18 protein-coding genes are annotated in these 23,489 nt (G+C 69.6%); 9 read left to right on the plus strand and 9 right to left on the minus strand.

Features of this window, described 5'->3' with window-relative positions:
• Positions 1–181: 181 nt before the first annotated feature.
• A complete protein-coding gene (gene secA, locus BLU09_RS13660) occupies positions 182–3,004 on the minus strand; it encodes a preprotein translocase subunit SecA (protein WP_090490002.1) in 2,823 nt (940 codons plus the stop codon).
• A 350-nt stretch (positions 3,005–3,354) separates the two neighbouring features.
• Here secA and rlmM point away from each other — a divergent pair, with 350 nt between their 5' ends.
• Both rlmM and BLU09_RS13670 read left to right on the plus strand, forming a co-directional pair.
• Complete coding sequence (gene rlmM, locus BLU09_RS13665) at positions 3,355–4,377, plus strand: 23S rRNA (cytidine(2498)-2'-O)-methyltransferase RlmM (protein ID WP_090490003.1); 1,023 nt, start codon at positions 3,355–3,357, stop codon at positions 4,375–4,377.
• A gap of 42 nt (positions 4,378–4,419) precedes the next feature.
• Positions 4,420–5,124, plus strand: a complete 705-nt coding sequence (locus BLU09_RS13670) for a nucleotidyl cyclase domain-containing protein (protein WP_090490004.1) — start codon at positions 4,420–4,422, stop codon at positions 5,122–5,124.
• Between the two features lie 217 nt (positions 5,125–5,341).
• Here BLU09_RS13670 and BLU09_RS13675 read toward each other — a convergent pair whose 3' ends face one another.
• The 4 genes from BLU09_RS13675 to BLU09_RS13690 all read right to left on the minus strand — a co-directional run bounded on the left by BLU09_RS13675 (position 5,342) and on the right by BLU09_RS13690 (position 12,479).
• Positions 5,342–6,259: a M23 family metallopeptidase gene (locus tag BLU09_RS13675; protein WP_011555313.1), complete on the minus strand. Its 918-nt coding sequence runs from the start codon at positions 6,257–6,259 to the stop codon at positions 5,342–5,344.
• 219 nt (positions 6,260–6,478) lie between these two features.
• Positions 6,479–7,276: a Stp1/IreP family PP2C-type Ser/Thr phosphatase gene (locus BLU09_RS13680; RefSeq protein ID WP_011555314.1), complete on the minus strand. Its 798-nt coding sequence runs from the start codon at positions 7,274–7,276 to the stop codon at positions 6,479–6,481.
• A 60-nt stretch (positions 7,277–7,336) separates the two neighbouring features.
• Positions 7,337–9,073, minus strand: a complete 1,737-nt coding sequence (gene recN / locus BLU09_RS13685) for a DNA repair protein RecN (RefSeq protein ID WP_090490005.1) — start codon at positions 9,071–9,073, stop codon at positions 7,337–7,339.
• 145 nt (positions 9,074–9,218) lie between these two features.
• Entirely contained in the window at positions 9,219–12,479 is a 3,261-nt protein-coding gene (locus BLU09_RS13690; protein ID WP_373284035.1) for a DEAD/DEAH box helicase, read from the minus strand.
• Positions 12,480–12,870: 391 nt separating this feature from the next.
• Here BLU09_RS13690 and BLU09_RS13695 point away from each other — a divergent pair, with 391 nt between their 5' ends.
• Together BLU09_RS13695 and BLU09_RS13700 are read left to right on the plus strand one after the other, a co-directional pair.
• The gene (locus BLU09_RS13695; RefSeq protein ID WP_090490006.1) at positions 12,871–13,425 is read left to right on the plus strand and encodes an adenine phosphoribosyltransferase; all 555 of its coding nucleotides are present in this window, start codon (positions 12,871–12,873) and stop codon (positions 13,423–13,425) included.
• 296 nt (positions 13,426–13,721) lie between these two features.
• Entirely contained in the window at positions 13,722–14,552 is an 831-nt protein-coding gene (locus tag BLU09_RS13700; RefSeq protein WP_090490007.1) for an alpha/beta fold hydrolase, read from the plus strand.
• A 13-nt stretch (positions 14,553–14,565) separates the two neighbouring features.
• Here BLU09_RS13700 and BLU09_RS13705 read toward each other — a convergent pair whose 3' ends face one another.
• Together BLU09_RS13705 and BLU09_RS13710 are read right to left on the minus strand one after the other, a co-directional pair.
• Complete coding sequence (locus BLU09_RS13705) at positions 14,566–15,252, minus strand: hypothetical protein (protein ID WP_244171698.1); 687 nt, start codon at positions 15,250–15,252, stop codon at positions 14,566–14,568.
• Between the two features lie 9 nt (positions 15,253–15,261).
• Entirely contained in the window at positions 15,262–15,696 is a 435-nt protein-coding gene (locus BLU09_RS13710) for a hypothetical protein (RefSeq protein WP_090490008.1), read from the minus strand.
• A 126-nt stretch (positions 15,697–15,822) separates the two neighbouring features.
• Here BLU09_RS13710 and BLU09_RS13715 point away from each other — a divergent pair, with 126 nt between their 5' ends.
• Genes BLU09_RS13715 through BLU09_RS13730 form a run of 4 tightly spaced genes read left to right on the plus strand, consistent with a single transcriptional unit; the run spans position 15,823 to position 18,879 of the window.
• Positions 15,823–16,431: a TetR family transcriptional regulator gene (locus BLU09_RS13715; protein WP_090490009.1), complete on the plus strand. Its 609-nt coding sequence runs from the start codon at positions 15,823–15,825 to the stop codon at positions 16,429–16,431.
• Positions 16,428–17,639, plus strand: coding sequence for an MFS transporter (locus BLU09_RS13720; RefSeq protein ID WP_090490010.1), 1,212 nt, complete (start codon positions 16,428–16,430; stop codon positions 17,637–17,639). The genes BLU09_RS13715 and BLU09_RS13720 overlap by 4 nt, the downstream gene beginning before the upstream one ends.
• Positions 17,639–18,136: a pantetheine-phosphate adenylyltransferase gene (gene coaD, locus BLU09_RS13725; protein WP_090490011.1), complete on the plus strand. Its 498-nt coding sequence runs from the start codon at positions 17,639–17,641 to the stop codon at positions 18,134–18,136. Before BLU09_RS13720 ends, coaD begins: the two co-directional genes overlap by 1 nt.
• Positions 18,133–18,879, plus strand: a complete 747-nt coding sequence (locus BLU09_RS13730) for an MBL fold metallo-hydrolase (RefSeq protein WP_090490012.1) — start codon at positions 18,133–18,135, stop codon at positions 18,877–18,879. The genes coaD and BLU09_RS13730 overlap by 4 nt, the downstream gene beginning before the upstream one ends.
• 54 nt (positions 18,880–18,933) lie before the next feature.
• Here the strand turns inward: BLU09_RS13730 and BLU09_RS13735 are convergent, their stop codons facing one another.
• Positions 18,934–20,844, minus strand: coding sequence for an alpha-amylase family glycosyl hydrolase (locus tag BLU09_RS13735; protein ID WP_090490013.1), 1,911 nt, complete (start codon positions 20,842–20,844; stop codon positions 18,934–18,936).
• A gap of 242 nt (positions 20,845–21,086) precedes the next feature.
• On the opposite strand from BLU09_RS13735, the gene BLU09_RS13740 reads away from it, so the two are divergent.
• A complete protein-coding gene (locus BLU09_RS13740) occupies positions 21,087–22,697 on the plus strand; it encodes a bifunctional metallophosphatase/5'-nucleotidase (RefSeq protein ID WP_090490014.1) in 1,611 nt (536 codons plus the stop codon).
• A 15-nt stretch (positions 22,698–22,712) separates the two neighbouring features.
• Here the strand turns inward: BLU09_RS13740 and BLU09_RS13745 are convergent, their stop codons facing one another.
• Positions 22,713–23,489, minus strand: a complete 777-nt coding sequence (locus BLU09_RS13745) for a YdcF family protein (RefSeq protein WP_090490015.1) — start codon at positions 23,487–23,489, stop codon at positions 22,713–22,715.

Here is a 23,489-nt window from a genome sequence, read left to right on the forward strand (position 1 = left end):
GCCGCGCAAGCTTCGCCGCACCGCCCGTCCGGGCAGGGACGGCTCATGCCGCTCCCCCGCCCTCCGATCGTCCCAGCGAGGCCCTTTCCCCTCGCCAGTACAGCACCGGCGCGGTGCCTCCCCAGAAGGGTTGGCGCCGCGCCGGCGTCCTCCACGATGAGCCTGTCAGTCAGCCCGCGTCCTAGACGCTGGCCTCCGAGGCACCGTGGCACTTCTTGTACTTCCGGCCGCTGCCGCACGGGCAGGGGTCGTTGCGGCCCACCGCCGGCCTGCTGGCCGCCGCCGGACGCGCCGCCGCGGCCACCGAGCCCTCATCCAGCTTGCCGTCCGCCGTGGCGCGTCCCTCCACCGCCTTCTTCTGCTGCTGCGCGAGCTGGCGCTGGATGCGGGCGGCCTCTTCCGCCGCGCTGGAGGCGGAGCGGGGCTGCACATGCATGAGCTGGGTGACGAACTGCGCCTTGATGGCGGAGAGCATCTGGATGAAGCCCTGGTAGCCCTCCTTCTTGTACTCCTGCTTTGGGTCCTTCTGGCCGTAGCCGCGCAGGCCGATGCCCTGGCGCAGGTGGTCCATGGCCAGCAGGTGGTCCTTCCAGAGCCGGTCGATGGTCGCCAGGTAGTTGTACTGGAGGAAGCGCATGAAGTTCTCGCCGAACTCCTCCTCGCGCGCCTGGAAGACCTTCTCCGCCGCCTTGTAGATGTGCTCCTGGAGCTCCTCGCGGTTGCCCACGCCCTCGAAGTTCATCTCGAGGTTGAAGGTCTCCTTCACGCCCTGCTGGAGCGCGGCGATGTCCCAGCCCTCCACGCCCCGGGTGGGCGCGTAGGTGTCGGTGAGGGACACGATGACGTCCTCCATCGAGTCCAGGATCAGCTCGCGGAAGTCCGCCCAGCTGACGGTCCGCTCGGAGCGCGTCTTGATGCGCGTCTTCGGATCCTCGTCGTACTCCACCAGCGGCACGCCCGCGCCCGCGGCCAGCACCTGGCGACGCAGCTTGTAGATGGTGCGGCGCTGCTGGTTCATCACGTCGTCGTACTCGAGGAGGTTCTTGCGGATGTCGAAGTTGTGGCCTTCGACCCGCTTCTGGGCGCCCTCGATGGCACGTGACAGCCACACGTGCTCGATGACCTCGCCCTCCTCCATGCCCAGCCGCTCCATCAGGCCCTGGATGCGCTCGGACCCGAAGATGCGCATCAGGTCGTCCTCGAGCGACAGGAAGAAGCGGCTGCCACCCGGGTCACCCTGGCGGCCGGCGCGGCCACGCAGCTGGTTGTCCACGCGGCGCGACTCGTGGCGCTCGGTGCCGATGATGAAGAGGCCGCCGGCGTTGTGGACCTCCTCGCGCTCCTTCTTCGTCTGCTCCTCGAGCTTCGCCTTGGTGTCGGCGAACTTCTGCTCCCACGCCGCGAGCTCCGCCTCGTAGGCCGTCAGGTCCAGCGGCTGCCCGTCCGGGGCCGACGTGGGCGGCTCGGGCGGCGGCCCCATGGACGCCTTGGCCAGGACCTCCGCGTTACCACCCAGGAGGATGTCCGTTCCGCGGCCGGCCATGTTGGTGGAGATGGTGACAGCGCCCTTGCGGCCGGCCTGCGCGACGATGTCCGCCTCGCGCTGGTGCTGCTTGGCGTTGAGGACGTTGTGCGGGATGCCGCGCTTCTTGAGGAAGCTGGCCACCACCTCGCTCTTGGCGATGGACACCGTGCCGACGAGCACCGGCTGCCCGTTCTTGTGCAGCTCCTCGATCTCCGCCGCCACCGCCTCGAACTTCTCGCGCTCCGTCTTGTACACCACGTCCTGCAGGTCCTTGCGGATGGGCGGACGGTTGGTGGGGATGACGCGCACGTCGAGGTTGTAGATCTTGGCGAACTCCTCCGCCTCCGTGTCCGCCGTGCCCGTCATGCCGGCCAGCTTGGAGTACATGCGGAAGTAGTTCTGGAACGAGACGGTCGCGAGCGTCTGGTTCTCGTTCTCGATCTTCACGCCTTCCTTGGCCTCGATGGCCTGGTGAAGGCCGTCCGACCAGCGGCGTCCCGGCATCTGGCGGCCGGTGAACTCGTCGACGATGACGACCTCGCCGTCCTTCACCACGTAGTCCTTGTCGCGCTTGTAGAGCGTGTGCGCGCGCAGGGCCTGGTCCACGTGGTGCAGCATCTCGATTTCGCCCGGGTCGTACAGGTTGCCCACACCCAGCCGCTTCTGGAGCTTCTCGATGCCGTCATCCGTGAGCGACACGGAGCGGTGCTTCTCGTCCAGGGTGTAGTCCTGGTCAGGCACCAGCCCGGGGATGACCTGGTCCACCCGGTAGTACTTGTCGGTGCTGTCCTCGGTGGGACCGGAGATGATGAGCGGCGTGCGGGCCTCGTCGATGAGGATGGAGTCCACCTCGTCGACGATGGCGAAGTTCAGCTCGCGCTGGACGTAGTCCTGCAGGCGGAACTTCATGTTGTCGCGCAGGTAGTCGAAGCCGAACTCGTTGTTCTGCCCGTAGGTGATGTCCGAGCGGTACGCCTCCTGCCGCTGCTTGTCGTTCAGCTCGTGCAGCACGCAGCCCGTCGTCATGCCCAGGAAGCGGTAGACGCGCCCCATCCACTCCGCGTCGCGGCGGGCCAGGTAGTCGTTCACCGTGACGACGTGCACGCCCCGGCCGGACAGCGCGTTGAGGTAGGTGGGCAGCGTCGCCGTCAGCGTCTTGCCTTCACCGGTGCGCATCTCCGCGATGCAGCCCTCGTGGAGGAACATGCCGCCAATGAGCTGCACGTCATAGTGCCGCTGGCCGATGACGCGGCGCGCCGCCTCACGGGTGATGGCAAAGGCCTCGAAGAGCAGGTCGTCCAGCGAACGGCCGTTCTGGATCTCCTGCCGCATGCGGTTCGTCTCGGAGACGAAGTCCTCGTCCTTGAGGGCCCGCATGCGGGTTTCCAGCTCATTGACCCGGGCGACCTTCGCGTGGGCCTTCTTGAGCTCGCGCTCGTTCTTGGTCCCAATCAGTTTCTTCAGCGTCCATTCGATCATTCGGTCGGCTCTCTCGCCGGAGAATCCTCGAAGGACGGCGGCGAGTGAAGGGAAATCCCTGGAGGTGTAAGGGAGAAACGTATGGAAACCACGTGCGTCCGCCGAAACTTCCACTCGGCAGGCCGCCCACCACGCAGCGGCTCAGAGTAAAGCGGAACCCAGCCCACGCAATGTCCCCCACACGAAATCAACGCCGAGGCCCCTCCCGGCCTTCACGACGACCTCCCTCCCGCCATCCGGGCCGCCCCGGAGCGCCGCCTAACCGCCAGGGCCCTGCCCCCGGGGGCAAGCCCCCTGCACACACCGCGCCGCCCGCCCCCAGGGTCCCTCCCCGTGCCAAGGTCCCCGCCATGCCCGCCCGGACCCTGGCCGCCCGGCCCGGGCGCTGGCTGTGGACCTGCCGCGCGGGTTTCGAGGCCCACCTCTTCGAGGAGCTGGAATGGGCCGGCGCCGAGCCCCGTCTGCTGGGCGAAGCCCTGGTGGAGAGTGACGCCGTCTCCGGCCCTCCGCCCGCCTTCGCCCGCGCAGGCTATCAGGTGGCGGTCACCCTGACAGCCACGAACCCCGAAGCCATCGCCGACGCGGCGGCCCGGGCCGTGCTGGCGCTTCCCGGGCGGGCGCCCTGGGCGGTGCAGGCCTTCACGCCCGACACCCCGCGTGGCAACGCCCTGGCCCCTGTGGCGGAAGCCCTGGAATCCGCCGTGTCCGCCAGGCTGCCGGCAGAGCGCCGCATCGAGGACGCCCAGCGGGCACGCGAGGCGGGGGCGCTGCTGGTGTCCCTGTGTGTGGCGCCGGATGAGGTGACGGTGGTGGGCGCGGTGCACGCGCGCGAGGCCGTGTCCCTGGCGGCGGGCGGACGCAGGCGCATGCGGCGGGCGGGAGACGCGCCGTCGCGCGCGGCCATGAAGCTGGAGGAGGCCCTGGACGGACTGGCCTTCGAGCCTGGGCGCGGCGATGTGTGCGTGGACCTGGGCGCGGCGCCGGGCGGCTGGACGCAGCGGCTGGTGAGCCGCGGGGCGAAGGTGGTGGCGGTGGACCCGGCCCGGCTGATGCCGGAGCTGACGGGGAATCCGCGCGTGAAGCACGTCCAGGAGAGCGCCTTCGCCTATGCGCCCGACGAGCCGGCGGACTGGCTCTTCTGTGACATGGCGTGGCGCCCCCTGGAAGTGGCGCAGCTGCTGGCCAAATGGGGGCGCCGCGGTTGGGCGCAGCACCTGGTGGCCAACATCAAGCTGCCCATGAAGGACAAGAACCCCCTCCTGCTGCGGGTGCGCCACACGCTCGTCCAGGAGGGCGGCTGGGAGGGGCTCACCGTCCGCCAGCTCTACCATGACCGGGATGAGGTCACCGTCACCGCGCACAAGATGAAGTGAGCCCCTGCGCCTTCGCGATGGACGCGCTACACAAGGAGCGCAATGCCCTACCCACTCGACGACGCCACGGCCACCGCCCTCATCGCCCTCCATCCCTGGGTGCTCACCCGCAGCCCCCAGGCCCCGGTGCAGGCCGCCGTGGAGGTGCTCATCCAGGCGGAGCAGGCCCGGCGTGGCCAGCCGGACGCGAAAACGGGCGCGCTCCAGGTGCCGGCGCTCACCCAGGGCAACCTCCTCAAGGAGGAGTACGACTTGTCCACCCACGGCCATCATGACGGGTGGCGCGTGGGCGCCGTCATCGCGGACGTGCAGGGGATGATCAACGTCAACGCCCGCTTCGGCTTCCCCACCGGGGACGCGGTGCTGCGCGCCACCGTGGAGTCTCTCTCCGCTCAGTACCCCGGCGCGAAGGTGGTGCGCATCCACGCGGACGCGTTCGCCGCCCTGCTCGTGCCGACGTCGCAGCTCACGGTGGAGGAGCACCTCGCCGCGCCGACGCGCGAACGGTTGGCGCAGGGCGTGCGCGCGGTGCTGCCCCCGGGAACGCCCGACGCGGACGTGCCCTCATGGACGGTGAGCCTGCTGGAGTTGACGGTGGACGCGCCCTCGCACTGGCAGGTGCTGGGACCGCTGCTGTGGGCGGAGCTGGAGCGCACCCACGTCATGGAGCGCACCGGCCGCGCACAAGGGCTTCAGCGCAGGCGCATCCGGCTTGACGGTTCCATTCCCGGCCCCGCGACGCTCTGAGAGCCAGGCCATTCTGGCCGTCCTCGCTGGGGGGCGGCCAATGCACGCGCTCCCGGAGCCTCAAGGGTGCTCACAGGGGAGCGTTCCTTGCGTCCGGAGAAGGGGGCCTCATCCACCAACCGCTCCCGGAGCCCTTCGGGCTTCCACGGGAGCGCGCTCCTTCCGTCCGCAGCGAGGCGCCTCGACGAACCACCGAGACGTCATCCCTCCGCGCCGGCTACTCCTCGAGGATGAACTTGCGGGGATTCTGCCCGATGCCGTTGACGCGGACCTCGTAGTGGAGGTGCGGGCCCGTGGAGCGGCCGGTGTTGCCGACGGCGGCGATGTGCATGCCGCGCTTCACCTTGTCGCCGGCCTTCACCAGCATCTTCGACAGGTGGCCGTAGCGCGTCTTGATGCCGTAGCCATGGTCGATGACGAGCACGTTGCCGTAGCCGCCCTCCAGGCCCGCGAACACCACCGTGCCGTCCGACGGCGCGAAGACTTCCTTGCCGTGCGGCGCCGCGATGTCCATGCCGCCGTGCATGACGCGGTCCGCGGTGTACGGGTCCAGGCGCGAGCCGAAATCACTCGTCACCCAGCCGCGCGCGGGCCAGATGGACGGAGTGGAGGCCAGCAGTGACTTCTGGTCCTGGAAGTAGGCCTGCAGCTCCTGGAGGCTCTGCTCCTGGCGGGTGGCCTCCGCGCTCAGGCGGTCCAACCGGCCCATCAGCGCCTTGGGCGTCTCCGTGGAGGTCAGCTGCGTGAATTGCGTGTCCGTGGCAGGCGCGGACGTGCCCGCCTCGGGCTCCGTCGGGCCCATGGCCAGGTTGCGCTGAGGATCGGACAGCAGCGTCACCGCGCGCAGCTTCTGGTCGAAGCGCTCCACCCGGTCCAACGTGGAGCCGATGTGCTCGATGCGCTCACGCACCGACTTGAGCTGCGAGCGCAGCGTCAGGTTCTCTTCGCGAAGGATGCGGTTCTCGGAGGCGTCCGCGGCCACCTGGAAGTAGTGCACGCTCGCACCCACGCCCAGTCCCACCACGAGCATCAGTCCCATCCCCACCTGGGTGAGAAAGGACCGCTGGATGGTGTACCGCTTGACCGGAGCGTCATGGTCCGGAATCACCATCAGTGTGAAGGACTTTTTCGCCACGGGACAGCTCCCCTGCTTGCGTGGGACTACTGGCGCAGCAAGCTAAGTCGCTTGCTCTCGCGCAACACCTCCCCCCGCCGCCTACCCCTCCCGCTTCGTCGCCCACCGGCATTTCGACTCGGCTGGAAACGTTGGGGCAGCTACCACTCACATTCGAAGAGTGTCAAGGTCAACAGACCCGCAGGGAGGTCTGCAGGCCACGTGCAGACTCTGGGTGTGTCAGGCTTCCACTCGCACGACGATGACGGTGATGTTATCGTCACCGCCACGCTCGTTGGCGAAGTCGATGAGACGCTTGGGGACCTCTTCAAAGGTCCGCGCCTTCACCACGGTTTCGTGGATCTCCCGGTCCTCCATCATGTTCGCGAGGCCGTCCGAACAGAGGAGAAAGACGTCGCCGGGCTCTGACACCAGCCCCATGACGTCCACCTGCACCTCCTCCTCGAAGCCGACGGAGCGGGTGATGATGTTCTTGTAGCGGGAGTGCTTCGCCTCTTCCGGGGTAATCATCCCCGCCTTGATCTGCTCGTTGACCAGCGAGTGGTCCTCGGAGATCTGCTGGATGAGGTCGCCGCGGATGAGGTACGCGCGGCTGTCACCCACATGAGCGAAGAAGGCGTGCTCGTCGCGCACCACCAGGGAGATGACGGTGGTGCCCATGCCGGACAGCCGCGCATCTTCCTGCGCGGCCGTGAAGATGGCCAGACAGGCCCGCTCCACGGCGGTGCGCAGCGCCTCCGGAATCGGAGAGTCCTGGAGATTCGGGACGGAAAGGAAGGGGTTGTCCTTGCCTTCCCGCGCCCGGCGCATCTCTTTGTCGATGGTCTCCACCGCGATGCGGGACGCAGTGCCCCCACCCGCATGGCCGCCCATTCCGTCGGCCACGACGTAGAGCTGGAGCTCATCATCAATGAGGAAGCTGTCCTCGTTGTGATTACGTTTGCGCCCGACATCCGTCAGGCCGGCGGAAATTATCTTCAAGCGGGAGGCCGCGGTCTGCCCTGCGGTGCTGGACACACCCGGGATGCTATGTGAGGCCCAAGGATGGGGCAAGGACACGGATGCAACTGGCGCATTTCACGCGGTGCGTCGGAGCCGACCCCGGGGGGCACCCTCCGGTCCAGACTCCCTGCGGGCCCGGGTCCCTAGCGCCCTGTTGGCAGAACGCACCAGGGCCTCCGCCGCTCCCAGGGCCTCACGCGTCACCTCGACCCCCGACATCATCCGCGCCAGCTCCCGGGTCCGTTCTGCCCCCGCCTCCAGCACCACCACCTCCGAGACAGTGCGCTCGCCCTTGAGGCCCTTGCGGATGAGCAGGTGGGCATCCGCATAGGCGGCCACCTGCGGCAGGTGGGTGATGCAGAGCACCTGACGGTGACTGCTCACCTCCTTGATCATCCGCCCCACCACGTCCGCGATGGCGCCGCTGACGCCCGCGTCCGCTTCGTCCAGGATGTAGCACCCGCCCCCGTCACTGTCCGCCAGGGCCTTCTTGAGTGCCAGCAGCAGCCGGCTCGCCTCACCGCCAGAGGCCACCTTCGCCAGCGCTCGCGGCGGCTCGCCAGGGTTCGCGCTGAAGAAGAACTCCACGTCATCCATGCCGTCCGGGCGCAGCGACTCCGATGGCGTCACCCGCACCTCGAAGGCCGCCTTGCCCATGGCCAGCTGCCCCAGGCCCTCGCGCACCTGCGCGGCGAACGTCACCGCACTGGCCGCACGCGCCCGTGTCAGTGCCGCGGCGGCCTTCCGGGCCCGCTCCTCCACCTTGCGGCGGTCGGCGGCCAGCTCTTCCAGGATTTCCTTCCGGTTCTCCAGCGTGCCCAGCTCCACCTCGATTTCGCCCCGCTTCTTCAGCAGGCCCTCCAGGTGCGTGCCGTGCTTGCGGCACAGACGCTTGAGCGCGTCCAGCCGCTCCTCCACGTCCGCCAGCCGCGAAGGGTCCGACTCCAGCCCCTCCACGTACCGGTTGAGCCGCCGCTGCGCCTCCTCCAGCTCCGACAGCGCGGTGCTCAGCGCCTGCGCCACCGGCGCCAGCGTGGCGTCACACTTCACCGATTCGTGCACCAGCCCCAGCGCGCGGCCCACCGTCTCCACGGCGGACTGCTCCTCGCCGGACACCAGCAGCTCCGCTTCCGAGGCGTGGCGCTTGAGCTTCTCCGCGCCGCCCAGCCGCTTGCGCTCCGCGTCCAGCCGCGCGTCCTCGCCGGCCTCCGGGTCCAGGCGCGTGATTTCATCGAGCTGGAAGCGCAGGAACTCGGCGCGCTCGCGCACCTTCGCCTCGTCTCCGCCCAGCGCCTCCATGCGCGCGTCCACCTCGCGCAGGCCGGTGTACTCCCGGAAGAAGGCCGCGAGCACCTCCTCCAGGTTGCCGTACCTGTCCAACAGCACCCGGTGCAGGCCCGAATCAAAGAGGCTGACGTGCTCGTGCTGGCCGGCGATGTCCACCGCCCCACGCGTGAGCTTGCCCAGCACGCCCACTGTCACCAGCGAGCCGTTGACGTAGGCCTTGCCGCGCCCGGTGCGTCCCAGCACCCGGCGCACCAGCACCTCTTCTCCCAGGTCCGGCAGGCCCAGCTCCTCCAGCCGGGCCTCCAACGCGGGAGTCCGCGCGAAGACGCCCTCCACGGACGCCTCCTCACAACCGGCGCGAATGACATCCGCGTCGGCGCGCCCCCCGAGCAAAAGGCCCAGTGCATCCACGAGGATGGACTTGCCCGCACCTGTCTCACCCGTGAGGACGGTGAGGCCGGCTCCGAACGCCACCTCCACCTCCTCGATCACCGCCACGTTCGAAATCCGCAGACCCAGCAGCACGCGCGCCCTCCAATGTCCGTACGACGGCTCTGGTACCTGAACACCCTAGCAGGTCCGACTGACACTGCACAGGCGTTCGGGTTGAGCGCACGGATGGCGGGCGGGAGGGGAAGGGGCCTCGTTGGGGCCCCAACCTCGCAAGTCCTCAGATTTCCGTGAAGAGCTCCTGGATGTCCTGCTCCGTGAGCGTCCGGCCCAGCTCGTCACCCTCCCCGCCGAGCACGCCAGCGGCCAGCTCCCGCTTGCGGCGCTGGAGGGCGAGGATCTTCTCCTCCACGGTGCCGCGGGTAATCAGCTTGTAGCTGATGACGGCGCGCGTCTGCCCGATGCGGTGCGTACGGTCCGTGGCCTGGTCCTCGACGGCGGGGTTCCACCACGGGTCGAAGTGGATGACGTAGTCGGCCGCGGTGAGGTTCAAGCCGGTGCCGCCCGCCTTGAGGGAGATGAAGAAGAGCGGCGGACCGTCCGGGTTGTTGTACTCGTCCACCTTGCCCATGCGGTCCTTGGTGCGACCGTCCAGGTAGAGGTAGCGCAGGCCCTTCTTGTCCGCCTCCTGCTTCAGCAGCTCCAGCATCTCCGTGAACTGGCTGAAGACGAGCGCGCGGTGGCCTTCCGCCACCAGGTCCTCCACCAGTTGGAGGAAGCGCTCCACCTTCGCGCTGGGCGGCATCAGGGTGCCGGGCGGCATCTTGAGCAGGCGCGGATCGCAGCACACCTGACGCAGGCGCATCAGCGCGGCCAGAATCGACACGCGGCTGCGCTTGAAGCCCACCTTCTCGATGCTCTCGTGCACCTTGCGGCGGCTCTCCTCCAGCACCTCGCGATAGAGCGCGGCCTGACCGGGCTCCATCTCGCACCAGGCGACGCTCTCCGTCTTCGGCGGCAGGTCCTTGGCCACCTCCGTCTTCAGGCGACGCAGGATGAAGGGCTGGATGCGGCGGCGCAGCCGGTCCTTCGCGGTGCTGTCGTTGGCTACCTGGATGGGCTGCTCGTAACGGTCCCCGAAGCCATCCGAGCTGCCGAGGAAGCCCGGCATCAGGAAGTCGAAGATGCTCCAGAGCTCCGACAGGCGGTTCTCCAGCGGCGTACCGGTGAGCGCCAGACGCGTCTCGCTGGGGAGCGCCTTGCACGCCTGTGCGGTGGCGCTGCCCGCGTTCTTGATGTTCTGCGCCTCGTCCAGAATGATGTAGCGGAAGCCCACCTGGGACAGCTGGTCCAAGTCACGGCGGACCAGCGCGTAGGACGTGAGGACCAGGTCCATGCCCTTCAGGTCCTCTGCCCGCTCCTTGCGGTCCTGACCGTGCCACACCATCGTCTTGAGGCCCGGCGTGAAGCGCTCGGCCTCGCGCTCCCAGTTGGCCAGCACGCTGGTGGGCGCCACCACGAGCGACGGCTTGCGCCCCTCGTCGTTGGCCACCTTCTGCATCAGGCTGAGCGACTGGATGGTCTTCCCCAGACCCATGTCGTCCGCGAGGATGCCGGACAGGCCGTGCCGGCGCAGGAACCAGAGCCAGGACAGGCCCGCCTCCTGGTAGTGGCGCAGCGTGGCCTGGAGTCCCTCGGGGACGCCCACCTTCGGCACGCCCGCCGACTCGCGCAGCTCCATCATGGCCTGCCGCGCCTTGGCCTCCACCTCGGTGAACTCCCCCAGGTCCGCCAGCAGGTCCAACGCAACGGCCTGGTGCAGCGGCAGCCGCGTCCGCGAGCGGCCCGGCAGCGCGCCGGCCTCCTCCAGCAGGTCCGCCACGCGCTTGATTTCGACGGGGTCCGCCTCCGCGAAGGTACCGTCCTTCAGGGGGACGAAGCGGCGGCCGGAGTCCAGCCACATGCGCACCGCGCCCAGGTCCACGGCCTGGTCGTCGGTGACGAACTCCGCATCCAGGTCGAACCACTGCACGCCGCTCATGCCCACGCGGATGCGCGGCTTGAGCTTGGGACGCAGGCGCACCTTGGGGGCCTGCACGCCAAAGCGCTCCCAGTCCTCGGGGAGCGAGGCCAGGCCCCGGGCCCAGAACTCCAGCGCGATGTCGGCCGTGGCGTCGAAGACCTGCGACTGCGGCTCGAAGCGCAGGCCCAGGTCCAGCAGCAGCTTCCCCGCGCCGCGCTCCAGCTCCTCGCGACGGCGGTACAGCTTGCGGCTGTCCCCGCCCACGCCGCTGGCGTAGCCCAGGTGCGTGGCCGTGGGGGACACCGGCACCGTCGTCTGGCCGTACTTGGCGGCCAGTTGCACCTTCACGCGCTCGGGGTTGCCTTCCAGCGTGAGCATGAAGCGAGGCTCCACGGCCTCGTCCACGTCGATGTCGTCCGCCTTCAGCGCCATGCGGAAGCGCGGCAGGTGCGCGGCGAAGAAGGTCAGCACCCGGTCCAGCTGCCCCGTGGGGAAGGACATGCTGGGCTCGAGCAGCCACTTGCGCAGCAGCCGCGGCGGGAAGTCCGGCTCCACCGGGTGCAGGTTCTGCCCCTGGATGACCCAGGTGCGCCGGCCCGACAGGAGGATGACGTCCTTGAGCGCGTAGCTCGCGTTGTCCGGGAAGAGCAGCTCGATGCGCGCGGTGGCGCCGTCCGGGCGGGACTCCAGATGAATCTGGGGCCGCACCGGCACCTCGGTGTTGATGAGCGCCGTGCCACGGTAGATGACGCGGCGGTGGCGCAAGAGCTCCAGCGCCTCGCTCAGCTCCTCGTCGGACAGGACCAGGCGCGAGTCATAGCGGTGCTCGTGGCGAGACAGCTGCATGAAGACGCGCTCGTCCGCGGGGGAGATGCGGCCCCCCGTCTGCAGCAGCCGCTTGACGTGGATGGGCCCTTTCGTCTGCGCGTCCTGCCGGCGCACGTCGATGATCCACTGCCGGGTGCTGCCGTTCCCCGTACTGGCGGCCGTGAGGCGGTAGAAGAACTCGTAGTCGGGCTGAGAAGACAGACCGAGCCAGCTCTCCACCTTGGCCAGGGCCGGGAGGCTGACCGGGTCGCCGCTCGACGGCACCGGCTCCACATGGGGCTCGTCATCGACGACGGCTTCCTTCGGCTCGGGAGCGGCGGCGACGGGTTCGGCCGGGCGAGGCGCGGGCGGGCCGGGCGGACGGAAGCGCGCGGCGTAGATGAGCGCCGCGGCCACCACGTGCTTGCAGTGGGGGCCTTCGACGTTCCACGACGGGCAGGTACAGGTCGACGTGGCTCGGCCATTCCCCAGATGCAGGGCCGTCTGATACCGCTCACCGGACGAACCGGCGACCTGGGCGCTGATGCGGTCCCCTTCACGATTGAGGCCGAAGACGCGGCGCGACTCCGCCACCTCTCGCCCCTGCTTGAAGGTCGTGGGTTGAACTTCGGCCTTCAGGGCACGGAGCCACTGGGTGTCCTGAGGCGGGAGGATCTCTCGGATATCGGCGGTGGATTGCACGGCTGGCACAGGCCCCAGGCTCCAAATCGCCAGGGAACCCGTTGAACTACCACAGCAACGAGGCTCCCGGTCGCGGGAAAAATCAATGCGTCCGCCAGCAGAATCCACCGCTGGCATCAAGCTGTGAGAGCATCAACCCCCGCCATGGCCCGGACCGTCCGCTTTCGCGCCTCCGATACCCGCCTGCGCTTCTGGAAGGCGTCCGGCGCGCCGAGCCGACGCGCCGCCCCTCTCCCCAGAGGCGGGACGCCCCCGTGAGGCCATTCCGCTGGGCGAATGCCCCCCGCGGGCAGGGGGCCGTCTCCATGGCGGCAGGGCAGGCGGCCATCCGAGCCTCCCGTCCCCCGGTCCTCCCCTTCCCCGCCCCACCGTTTTTCATCCCCCCGCTGGAGCGCACGCCATGAACCCGCCCGTCCCGAGCCTGACCGACACCACCCTCGTCGCCGACCTGAATGCCCGGCTCCGGGACGTGCCGGACTTCCCCAAGCCCGGCATCGTCTTCAAGGACATCACCCCCGTGCTGGCGGACCCGCGCCTGTTCGGCCGCGTCATCAACGCCATGTCGGCGCCCTTCCGGGGACAGCACGTCACGAAGGTGGTCGGCGTGGAGGCCCGAGGCTTCCTGCTGGGCGCCCCCATCGCGCTTGCGCTCAACGCGGGCTTCGTGCCGGCGCGCAAGCCAGGGAAGCTGCCTCACCGCTCGGTGGTGGAGCGCTACTCGCTGGAGTACGGCTCCGACGGCGTGGAGATGCACGAGGACGCCATCCTCCAGGGGGAGCGGGTGCTCGTCGTGGATGACGTGCTGGCCACGGGAGGCACGGCGGAGGCCACCGCGAGGCTCGTGTCCCGGCTCGGCGGCGAGCTGGTGGGCTTCAGCTTCCTCCTCAGCCTGGACTTCCTCGAAGGCCCCAACCGCCTCGGGCGCGAGCGCGTGACGACGCTGCTGACCTTCTGATTGGTGTGCGCCGACCGCGAAGCGCTCCGGCCTCTCCCACCGGCGCGCGACGCCGCGCTCGGACGACGGCACGCCCATGGGGATGAGCGGCGAGCAACCTTCAGTTGCATGTGAACATCTCCCGCAGGGGTCATCCCGGGAAATCAGGAGCAGGATACTGCGCGAAACGTGAATTGGCTGAGACAGCGCCCCTCCGCCCGGCCGGAACGGCCCCTGCCGTGTTGCCTGCTGACATGCGGGCCGGGCCTGCGCACCCTCCAGCGAGAACCAACCAACGCTTCCACGGAGGGGACGACATGCCGGAAGTACACACTCGCGGCGGCGCCCGCATCCGCTACGACGACGCGGGTCAGGGCGAGCCCGCGCTTCTCTTCATCCCAGGGTGGTGCACCACCCGAGCGAGCTTCCAGAAGCTGATACCCCGCTGCTCCGCTTTCCGCCGAGTCCTGTCCGTGGACATCCGGGGGCACGGCGAGTCCGAAGGTGGAGGCGCCGACTTCGACAGCACCACGGTGCTGGAGGACCTGCTCGCGGTCGTGGAGGCCAGCGGCGCGCGGCACATCGTCCCCGTGGCCATGTCCCACGCGGGTTGGTGGGCGCTCGACCTGCGACGGGCGTTGGGCCCTGCGCGTGTGCCGCGGATGGTGCTGCTGGACTGGATTGCCACCGAGCCCACCCCGGCCTTCCTCCGCGCCGTGCGCGGGCTCCAGACGGAGCGCTGGAGCCAGGTGCGAGACAGCCTGCTCCAGGGCTGGCTGGAGGGGCTCGACGACGACGCCATCCGCCGCTTCGTGCGCGACGACATGGGCGCGTTCGACGAAGCCATGTGGGCCCGGGCCGGGCGGGAGATTGAAGCGGCCTACGCCCGCGAGGGCTCTCCGCTGCGAGCGCTCGCGGCGCTGGAGCCCATGCCGCTCACGATGCACCTGTACGCGCGGCCGGAGTCACACGACTACCTGGCGGCGCAGGTGGACTTCGGCGTGGAGCATCCGGGCTTTCACGTGCTGAAGCTCCCCGCCACCAGCCACTTCCCGGCGCTGGAGGTGCCGGCGATGGTGGCCGCAGGCATCGAGGCGCTCGTCTCCGCGCGAGAGGTCCCCATCCACGCGGACGCCGTTCCGGCCTGAGGCGGCGCGGGGACTACCGCAGTCCCAGGGCTTCCTTCATGCCATCGGTGCGCTCCCGGGCGCGCCGCATGGCGATGCGGTTGAGCTCGGGGTCCACGGGCAGCGGCATCCACGCCAGGTACCGGGCACCGGCCCCGCCTTCTTTGAACTGCCCGCTCGCGACGACCATCGTCCGGTGCTGAAAGGCCTCTTCCCAGGGGGCGCACCCCGACATGGAGAAGTGCTTCACGGTGTCGTCTTTCGCCTGCGTCCAGGCGATGCAGGGGAATTCGGAGCAGTCCACCGCCACCACGTCGAGCCCCATGCCGCACTCGTTGGCGGCGCGAAAGGCCACACGCTCGAAGCCCTTCGGCGTGAAGGGCTCCGGCAGTTCGGGCGCGAAGGCGAGAGGCCGGTCTTCGGGCGCCGTGTCCTTCTCGGGCGCAGCCGGGACAGCCGCAGCGGGTTCTGGAAGCCTGCGAAGCACGGTGGCGTCACGTGCCGCCGAGGGCGCTGTCACGGCAGCCTCCCGCCTCGGCGCCTCCGCCGGACGCGGTGCGGCGCGCGCATCGGACGGAGTGGGGGCGACGACGGAGGGCGCCTGGACGGCGGCATCCCCTGCCGGCACCTGCGAAGTGACGGAGTCCCTGCTGAACCAGACCCCGGCGGAGAATGCCAGGGCCACAACGAGCCCCCACAGCGCGAAGCGAAGCAGTTTCATGGCCCCACCTCATTCATCGAGGATGAACTTCACCGGGTGCCCCGCCGCGCCGAAATAGCCCGCGGGCACGTCCTTGCCGGGAACGAGCGTGAGCGCCGCTCCCTTCTTCTTGAGGACCCCTCGCTTCAGGGGCGTGTTCTTTCCCGGCAGCCCCACGGAGACCTCATAGGTTCCGGAGTCACTGCGAGTCGCCTGCAGGCGCAATGCCCCCTTCCAGTCGGGCCAGCGCACCTGGACCTCGCTTCCAGACTCGACTCGGAGGGCATTGGCCCCCCGGCCAGCCTGCACGAGCAGGGCGACCATCTTCGCGTCGCAGAAAGCGGGCGGGTCATTGGGGCCACACGGCGGCGGAAGGGCCCAGGTGACTCCCGGCACGCCCAGGCAGAGTCCCACCAGGAATCCAGACAGCACCACGACGCGGCGGCGACGGGCGGTTCGTGTCATGCGCTCCACGCTAGCAGCGCATTGGGGTCCTTCCACATTCGGGCCGTCGCCCCCAGGGGCAGGTGGGATTGACGCCCTTGCCTGCCCTGTTTATAAGTTGGTCAAACAACCAATAAACACACCACCATGCCCCGTCCATCCAACACCGAGGAGCGCCGTCAGCAGATTGTCGCGGGCCTGCTGAAGGTCATGTCGGAGCGCGGTTACGAGCGCGCGTCCGTGAGCGAAATCGCGAAGGCGGCGGGGTTGAGCCCGGGACTGGTGCACTACCACTTCAGTGGCAAGCAGGAGATTCTCCTCACGCTGGTGGAGCAGCTCGCGGCGCAGGCGCGGCAGCGGGTGGCGACGCGGCTGGAACGGGTGAAGGGCCCGGACGCCCGCGCCCGCGTGGACGCTTTCGTGGAGGCCTTCCTCGCCACGGGCGGCGACGCGGCCCCGGCGGCCGTCGCGAGCTGGGTCACCATCAGCGCGGAGGCCATCCGGCAGCCCGAGGTACGAGCCATCTACGCGCAGGTGGTGCGCGCCGACCTGGAGCACCTGACGTCGCTCGTCGCCGCCGTGGTGGGACGGCGCAAGGCGCCCGCGCTGGCGGCCGGGCTGTTCGCCGCCGTGCAGGGCTACTTCGTGCTCGCCGCCAGCGTCCCGGGCCTGGTCCCCGCGGGCTCCGCCGCCAGCACGGTGAAGCGCATGGCCGCGGGACTGCTGGACCCGGCCGGCGCGAAGGAGGACGCATGAGGACGGCCACGAAGCTGGGGCTCCTCTCCAGCCTCTACCTGTCACAGGGGCTTCCCTTCGGCTTCTTCACCCAGGCCCTGCCCGTGCTGCTGCGCCATCAGGGCCTGTCGTTGCCTTCCATCGGATTGGCGCACCTGCTGGCGCTGCCCTGGGCGCTCAAGTTCCTCTGGGCCCCGCCCATGGACCGGCACGGTTCGGCGAGGTGGGGCCGACGGCGCGGCTACATCCTGCCGCTGCAGTGCCTGTCGTCGGGGCTCCTGCTGGCGCTCGCGCTCCCCGAAGGCGGCCCGGACATGCGGCTGCTGATGGCCGCGGTGCTGGGCATCAACCTCCTGGCCGCCACGCAGGACGTGGCCACCGACGGGCTGGCGGTGGACCTGCTCGCACCGGCCGAGCGCGGCTGGGGCAACGGCATCCAGGTGGCGGCCTACCGCGTCGGGATGATTCTGGGTGGAGGCGTGATGCTCGCTGTCTTCGACGCGGTGGGCTGGCGCCCCACGTTCCTCGCGTTGGGCACACTGCTGCTCCTGGCCACCGTGCCCGTTGCCCTCTTCCGCGAGCCCCCCACCGCGCCACCACCCGCGCAGAGCCTGGGCCTGCGATGGTGGCTGAAACGTCCGGGGGCCGGCCCGTGGCTCACGCTGCTCGTCGTCTACAAGGCGGGCGAAGCCCTGGCCACCGGGATGCTGCGCACCTTCCTGGTCGACGAGGGCCTGTCGCTGACGGCCATCGGCTGGCTGTTGGGCGGCGTGGGCTTCACCGCGGGACTCGTGGGGGCGCTGCTGGGAGGCGGTCTGGTGGTGCGGCTCGGACGGCGACGGGCGTTGCTCGTCTTCGGAGGCATCCAGGCCGGCGCGGTGCTGCTCTACGCACTGGCGGCTCGAGGCCCCACGTCCCTGCCCCTGCTCACCCTCGTCTGCGGCGTCGAGTACGTGGCCAGCGGCATGGCCACCGCGGCCGTCTTCACCGCGATGATGGACGCCTGCCGGCCGGACCACGCCGCCACGGACTACACCGTGCAGGCGTCCCTGGTGGTGCTGGCCACGGGCGCCGCCGCCGCGCTGAGTGGCTTCAGCGCCCAGGCCCTTGGCTATGCCGGCCACTTCACGCTGGCCGCGTTCCTGTGCGCGGCGGGCACGCTGTACGCCGCCTTCTCCTTCCACCCGCTCCAGAGCCCGAACGCCGAGGCCGCTCCCGAGGTGTCGTGATGACCATCGCCGTCTATGCCGGCAGCTTCGACCCCGTCACCGCCGGCCACATGTCCGTCGTCCGGCAGGCGGCCCGCCTCTTCGGCCACGTCGTGGTGGTGGTGGCCGTCAACCCGGACAAGCAGAGCCTGCTGTCCGCCGACGAGCGCGTGGCGCTCCTCCGCGAAGCCGTGGCGCACCACCCCAACGTCACCGTGGCGCGCACGCAGGGGCTCATCGTCGACTTCGCGCGGGACATTGGCGCCAGCGTCCTGCTGCGCGGCGTGCGCGGCGCCACGGATGCCCAGTTCGAGACGACGCTGGCGCAGAACAACCGCGCACTGGCGCCCGAGCTGTCCACCCTCTTCCTCCCAGCCGAAGCCCACCTGGCCGAGGTGAGCAGCAGCGGACTCAAGGCGCGCGTGGCGCGCGGCGAGGACGTTTCCGCCTTCTGTCCACCGGCCGTCGCGGCGAAACTTCGGGAGCGACTCGACCCTTCCCTCCGGAGCCTGCCTTGAGCCTGTCCTTCATCACCCTCGGCATCGGCGACGCCTTCTCCGCCCTGCGCTATTCGTCCTGTTTCGCCGTGGAGGCGGAGGACCAGGTGCTGCTGGTGGACTGCCCGCATCCCATCCGGAAGATGATGCGCGAGGCGTCCGAGTCCTCCGGCGTGCCCCTGGACGCGGACCGCGTCAGCGCCGTGGCCCTCACCCACCTGCACGCGGACCACGCTTCGGGTCTGGAGAGCCTGGGCTACTTCTCCTTCTTCGTGCTGCAGCGGAAGCTGGAGGTGTTGGCCCACCCCGCCGTCGCGAACCGGCTGTGGGAAGGCAACCTGGCCGCGGGCATGGAGTGCCTCATCGAGCGGCGCGGGGAGCCCCCCAACGACAAGCACTTCGAGGACTACTTCGACCACACGCCGCTCTCCACGGAGGCCGCCGTGCGGCACGGACCCTTTCTCATCGAGAGCCGGATGACGTACCACCACGTGCCCACCACCGCGCTGCGCATCCACGCGGGGGGCCGCTGCCTGGGGTACAGCGCGGACACCGCCTTCGACGAGGGCCTCATCGACTGGCTCTCCAAGGCGGACCTCATCATCCACGAGACGAACTACGGCGTGCACACGCCCTACGAGAAGCTGGCGGCGCTGCCCGCCGAGCTGCGCGCCCGGATGCGGCTCATCCACTACCCGGATGACTTCGACACCAGCGCGAGCCTCATCGAACCGCTCGCACAGGGCCGGCGCTACAACGTCTGAGGCGCGAACGAGCGCCCGGGAGACTCCACCCCGGGCGCCCGGTGCCGTCAGGCGCTACTGCGAGAAGATGACCAGCGAGTAGGGACCGATGGCGAACGACGCGTTATGCGACAGGCCGTCCTTCGCGCCACTGTAGGCCACGGTGTCAATCGACGCCGTGTTGCCGAAGTCGCCCGAGTACCCGTTCCAGTCGCTGTTGAAGCGCGCGTACCACATGCCCCCGCGCGGGAAGCCGATGTTGTAGCTGGGGAAGTACGTGCCGCTGAAGTTGGCGACGATGACGACGTCATCCCCCGGCCCGCCGTTCTCCCAACGGTGGTACGCAATCACCTTGCCGCTGTTGTTGACGTGGTGGACGTTGACGTTGCCACCGCGTAGGCCGCGCGTGTTGTTGAACCAGTTGCGGCGCAGGCGGATGAGGTCGCGGTACAGCGTCCGGATGCCGCTGTAAGTGCTGTTCTTGCCCCAGTCCACGGGGTCCGTGTCCTGGAAGTAGCCGTCCTCGAGGAACTCCTGGCCCTGGAAGATCATCGGGATGCCAGGCGAGGTGAAGACGACGCCCGCCGCCAGCGTGGAGCGCTTCTTGGCGGCCCAGCTGCCTGCGTTGCCCGGCCAGATCTCCTCCGGGACGCGCGCCTTGCCGTTGGCCACCTCGTCGTGGCTCTCCGAGTAGATGACGCGCGCGGTGTGCCGCCCGCTGTAGCGCTGGGTGATGGCGTTGCGTACCGCGTTCATGTCACGGCCGCTGTCGTTCGACGCGATGACCGCCGCGCGGATGGCGTGCACGAAGTCGCCGCCCCACTGCGAGTCGAAGCCCGCGCCGCCCGAGGTGTCGGACGTGGCGTCGTTGGTGATGGAGTCACCACCGCCGAAGTCCTCGGCGATGCTGATCTTCCACGGCTGCGTGGCGTTGATTTCGCGGTTGATGGAGCGGAACACGCGCCACGCGTCGGGGATGGCGGTGGTGTCGCTGCCATTCTGCGTGCGCATGTACTTGGTGGCGTCCCAGCGCAGACCGTCACCCCGGAAGGAATGGGTGAGGTTCATCATCGAGTCGCGAATGTACGCGCGGACCTCGGGGCGGCCGTAGTCCGGGCGGGTGTCGCCCCACGGCGTGCTCTTGCGCCAGTCGTTGTAGAAGTACTCGCCGCCCGAGCCCAGGCAGTCGCCGCTGAAGCACCACATGGGCAGGTCGCTGGGGCCGTAGTGGTTGTGCACCACGTCGAAGATGACGCCGATGCCACGCATGTGCGCCTCGTCCACGAAGCGCTTCATGTCGTTGGGGTGCCCGTAGGCGCTCTCCGGCGCGAACGGGAAGGCGGCGTTGTAGCCCCAGGAGAAGTCACCAGCGAACTCGTACGCGGGCATGACCTTGATCATGTTCGCGCCCAGGTCCCGGACGTGGTCGAGCCTGGCAATCGCGCTGTTCCAGTTGCCGGGGCCGAAGCCGGGCGAGTCGTGGAACGTGCCGACGTGCATCTCGTAGATGATCATCTCGTTGAAGCCAGGGCTGCTGTACTGCTGCGCGTTCCACCAGTACTCGCCGTGGTCGTAGATGATGCTGGAGCCGGTGGAGTTCTCCTGCCACGCCGAGCGGGGGTCCGCCCGCCACGCGTCGCTGCCCCACTGGTTGCGGGTGATGAACTTGTACTTCTGGCCCTTCACCGCGCCCGCCACATCGCCGGAGAAGTTGCCGTTGAACTCGTTGCCCAGCTCAATCCAGGTGCCCCAGCCGTTGAAATCGCCGGAGACGAACACCCGGCTCGCCATCGGCGCCCAGACGCGGAACGTGGTGCCACCCGCATAGACGGTGGCGCCCATGCCGGGCCGCGTGGACGAGCTGAGCTGCTGGCTGATGACCGCCGTCTCTTCCGCGGAACCTCGCGGCGCTTCGAGCGCGGACTCCCCACAGCCGGCAATCACACCCGCCAGCAGGAGCGCACTCCACCTGTTGCTATGCCTCATGGATGACAACCTCCCTTGGTCAGGGAGCGTCCTAGCAACCGGCGCAAATCCCGTGCAAACGGCTCTGCACGGAATCTGTAATTTTCCACCACAACTCAGCGCGTCAAACGTATCCACCGGCACACCTGCCCCCCTGTGAGACACGCGCGCGAAGTTCCCGGTGCTCGCCATCGACGCATGAGTGCGATACGCCCCACACGTTGCGCCCCACCCAGGGAGCGCGCTGGGGAGAGCGACGCACGATGACGAAGAAGACAGCGCTGGCCCGACGTGAGGCCCTGCTCGCGTTGGCCGCGGTCCTTGCCAGCGGATGCGCCACGAGCGCCCCCTCCCCCACGCCCGCACCGCCTTCCGGCACGGTGCGCCTGACGCTCCTTCACCTGGCGGACGTCTACCAGGTCCAGGCCGTCGAGGAAGGAAGGGGGGGCATGGCCCGCGCCGCCACGCTGCGCAAGCAGGTGCTTCGCGAGAGCCCCCACGTCCTGACGCTGATGGGGGGCGACACGCTGTCTCCGTCCGTGGAGTCGCTGGTGGAGGTGGACGGCAAGGCGCTCAAGGGCCGGCACATGGTGGACGCGTGGAATGCGTTCGGCCTGGACTACGCGGTGCTGGGCAACCACGAGTTCGACTTCGGCGACGATGTCCTGCGTGAGCGCATCCGCGAGTCCCGCTTCACGTGGCTCGGGGCCAACGTGCGGGACACGAAGTCCGGGGGCCTCTTCGCGGGGGTCCAGGCCTCCGCGATTCGGGAGTTGGGCGGCATCAAGCTGGGCCTCTTCGGCGTGGTGCTCCAGGAGACAAAGGCCACCACGAAGGCCGGCAAGGACACGCTCTTCGGAGACGTCTGCGAGGCGGCCCGGGGCGAGGTGGCGAAGCTGCGCGAGGCCGGCGCCCAGGTGGTGGTGGCCCTCACCCACCTGACGGCGGACCAGGACCGGGCGCTCACCCGCTGCGTCAAGGTGGACGCGGTGCTCGGGGGGCATGACCACGAGGCGCTGGAGGACCGCAGCACGGGCACGCCCATCTTCAAGGTGGCGGCGGACGCGGTGGACCTGGGCCGGCTCACGCTGGACGTGGACGCGGCGACGGCCGCGGTGCGCCAGGTGACGTGGCAGACGCTGCCGGTGACGCGGCAGGTGCCGGAGGACGCGGCCTTCAACGCGGCCATGCAGCCCTATGCCGCGCTGTTCAACCAGTTGTCCGAGCACGTGGGCCGCTCCCCCGTGGCCCTGGAGGCGCGGGCCGCGCTGGTGCGCACCCAGGAGACGAACCTGGGCTCGTTCGTCGCGGATGCGTTCCGCGCGGCGGCCAGGGCGGACGTGGCGCTGGTCAACGCCGGGGCGCTGCGCGCGGACGCGCTGCTGCCCGCGGGTGGTGTCACCCGGCGGGACTTGCACGCCATCCTGCCGTACGCGGATGAGCTGGTGGTGCTGGAGGTGAAGGGGGACACGCTGCGCGCGGCGCTGGAGAACGGCGTCAGCCTCAGCCGCGAGGACTCACGGCCGGGCCGCTTTCCGCAGGTATCCGGGCTGGAGTTCACCTTCGATTCGGACCGGCCCGCCGGCCAGCGGGTGCTGGGCGTGAAGGTGGGCGGAAGGCCGTTGGACAAGGCAGCCACGTACCGGCTGGCAACGCTGAGCTTCCTCGCCAGCGGCAAGGACGGCTACGACATGCTGCGGAACCAGCCGTCCACGCCGGCCAGGGTGACGGGGAACTCGCCCCTGGACGTGCTGGCGGAGGCGTTCCGCACCGGTACGCCGTCGCCGCATGCCCAGGCGGATGGCCGTATCTCCCGGCGCGGCACGGGCGCCCTGGCCCCCGACGCGCGTCAGCCGCCCGCGCCGCTGAAGTAGGACGGGGCGCGGCGCTCAAGGCGCCGTCCAGCCTCGCACGCGATACACCACACGCCCCGCCAGCTCACGCAGGGCGTCGGTGCTCAGGTTGAGGGCCCCAGACCTCGGCAACCAGCTCATGCGCCGCAGCGGCGTGTTCGACGCCCGCGAGTCCACCGGCAACAGGTCCGGACGCAGCCCCACCGCCGCGAAGCAACCCGCGGCGCGCGGCATGTGCGCGGCGCTCGTCACCAGCAGCAGGGACTTCCACCCTCGCGCCTGGATGATGCGCGCGGACTCCACCGCGTTCTCCCGTGTATTGCGGCTGCGCCCTTCCGTGACGATGCGCTCCCGCGGAATCCCCCACTGCTGGAGCTGCCGGAGCAGCACGTCTGCCTCCACCACCGCCTCGGGCCTCGGGTCCAGCGAACCGCCGGAGATGAGCACCTGCCGAGCCCGGCCCTCGCGCAGCAGCTCGAAGCCCCGCAGCACCCGCTCCGCCGCCGCGTTGTACTCCGGCACGCCGGTGCGCTCCGTGGCGGCTGGATCCAACCCGCCGCCCAGGACGATGACGGCGTCATACGTGGCCCCCGGTTGGAAGGACCGCACCGCCCCCGCCTCCGTCGCCCGCATCAGCCCCATGGCCACCGGCTCGATGGAGAAGGCGTACAGCACCACGCCGCCCAGCACACTCAGCACGCGCGACAGCCGCTCACGTCGCCGCCGCAGCCCCCAGGCCACCAGCCACAGCAGCAGCGCCCAGGAGAGCGGCGCCAGCAGCAGGTCCAGCACCTTCGACAGGAAGAGGAACAC

The sequence above is a fragment of the Myxococcus virescens genome (assembly GCF_900101905.1).
Taxonomy (GTDB): domain Bacteria; phylum Myxococcota; class Myxococcia; order Myxococcales; family Myxococcaceae; genus Myxococcus; species Myxococcus virescens.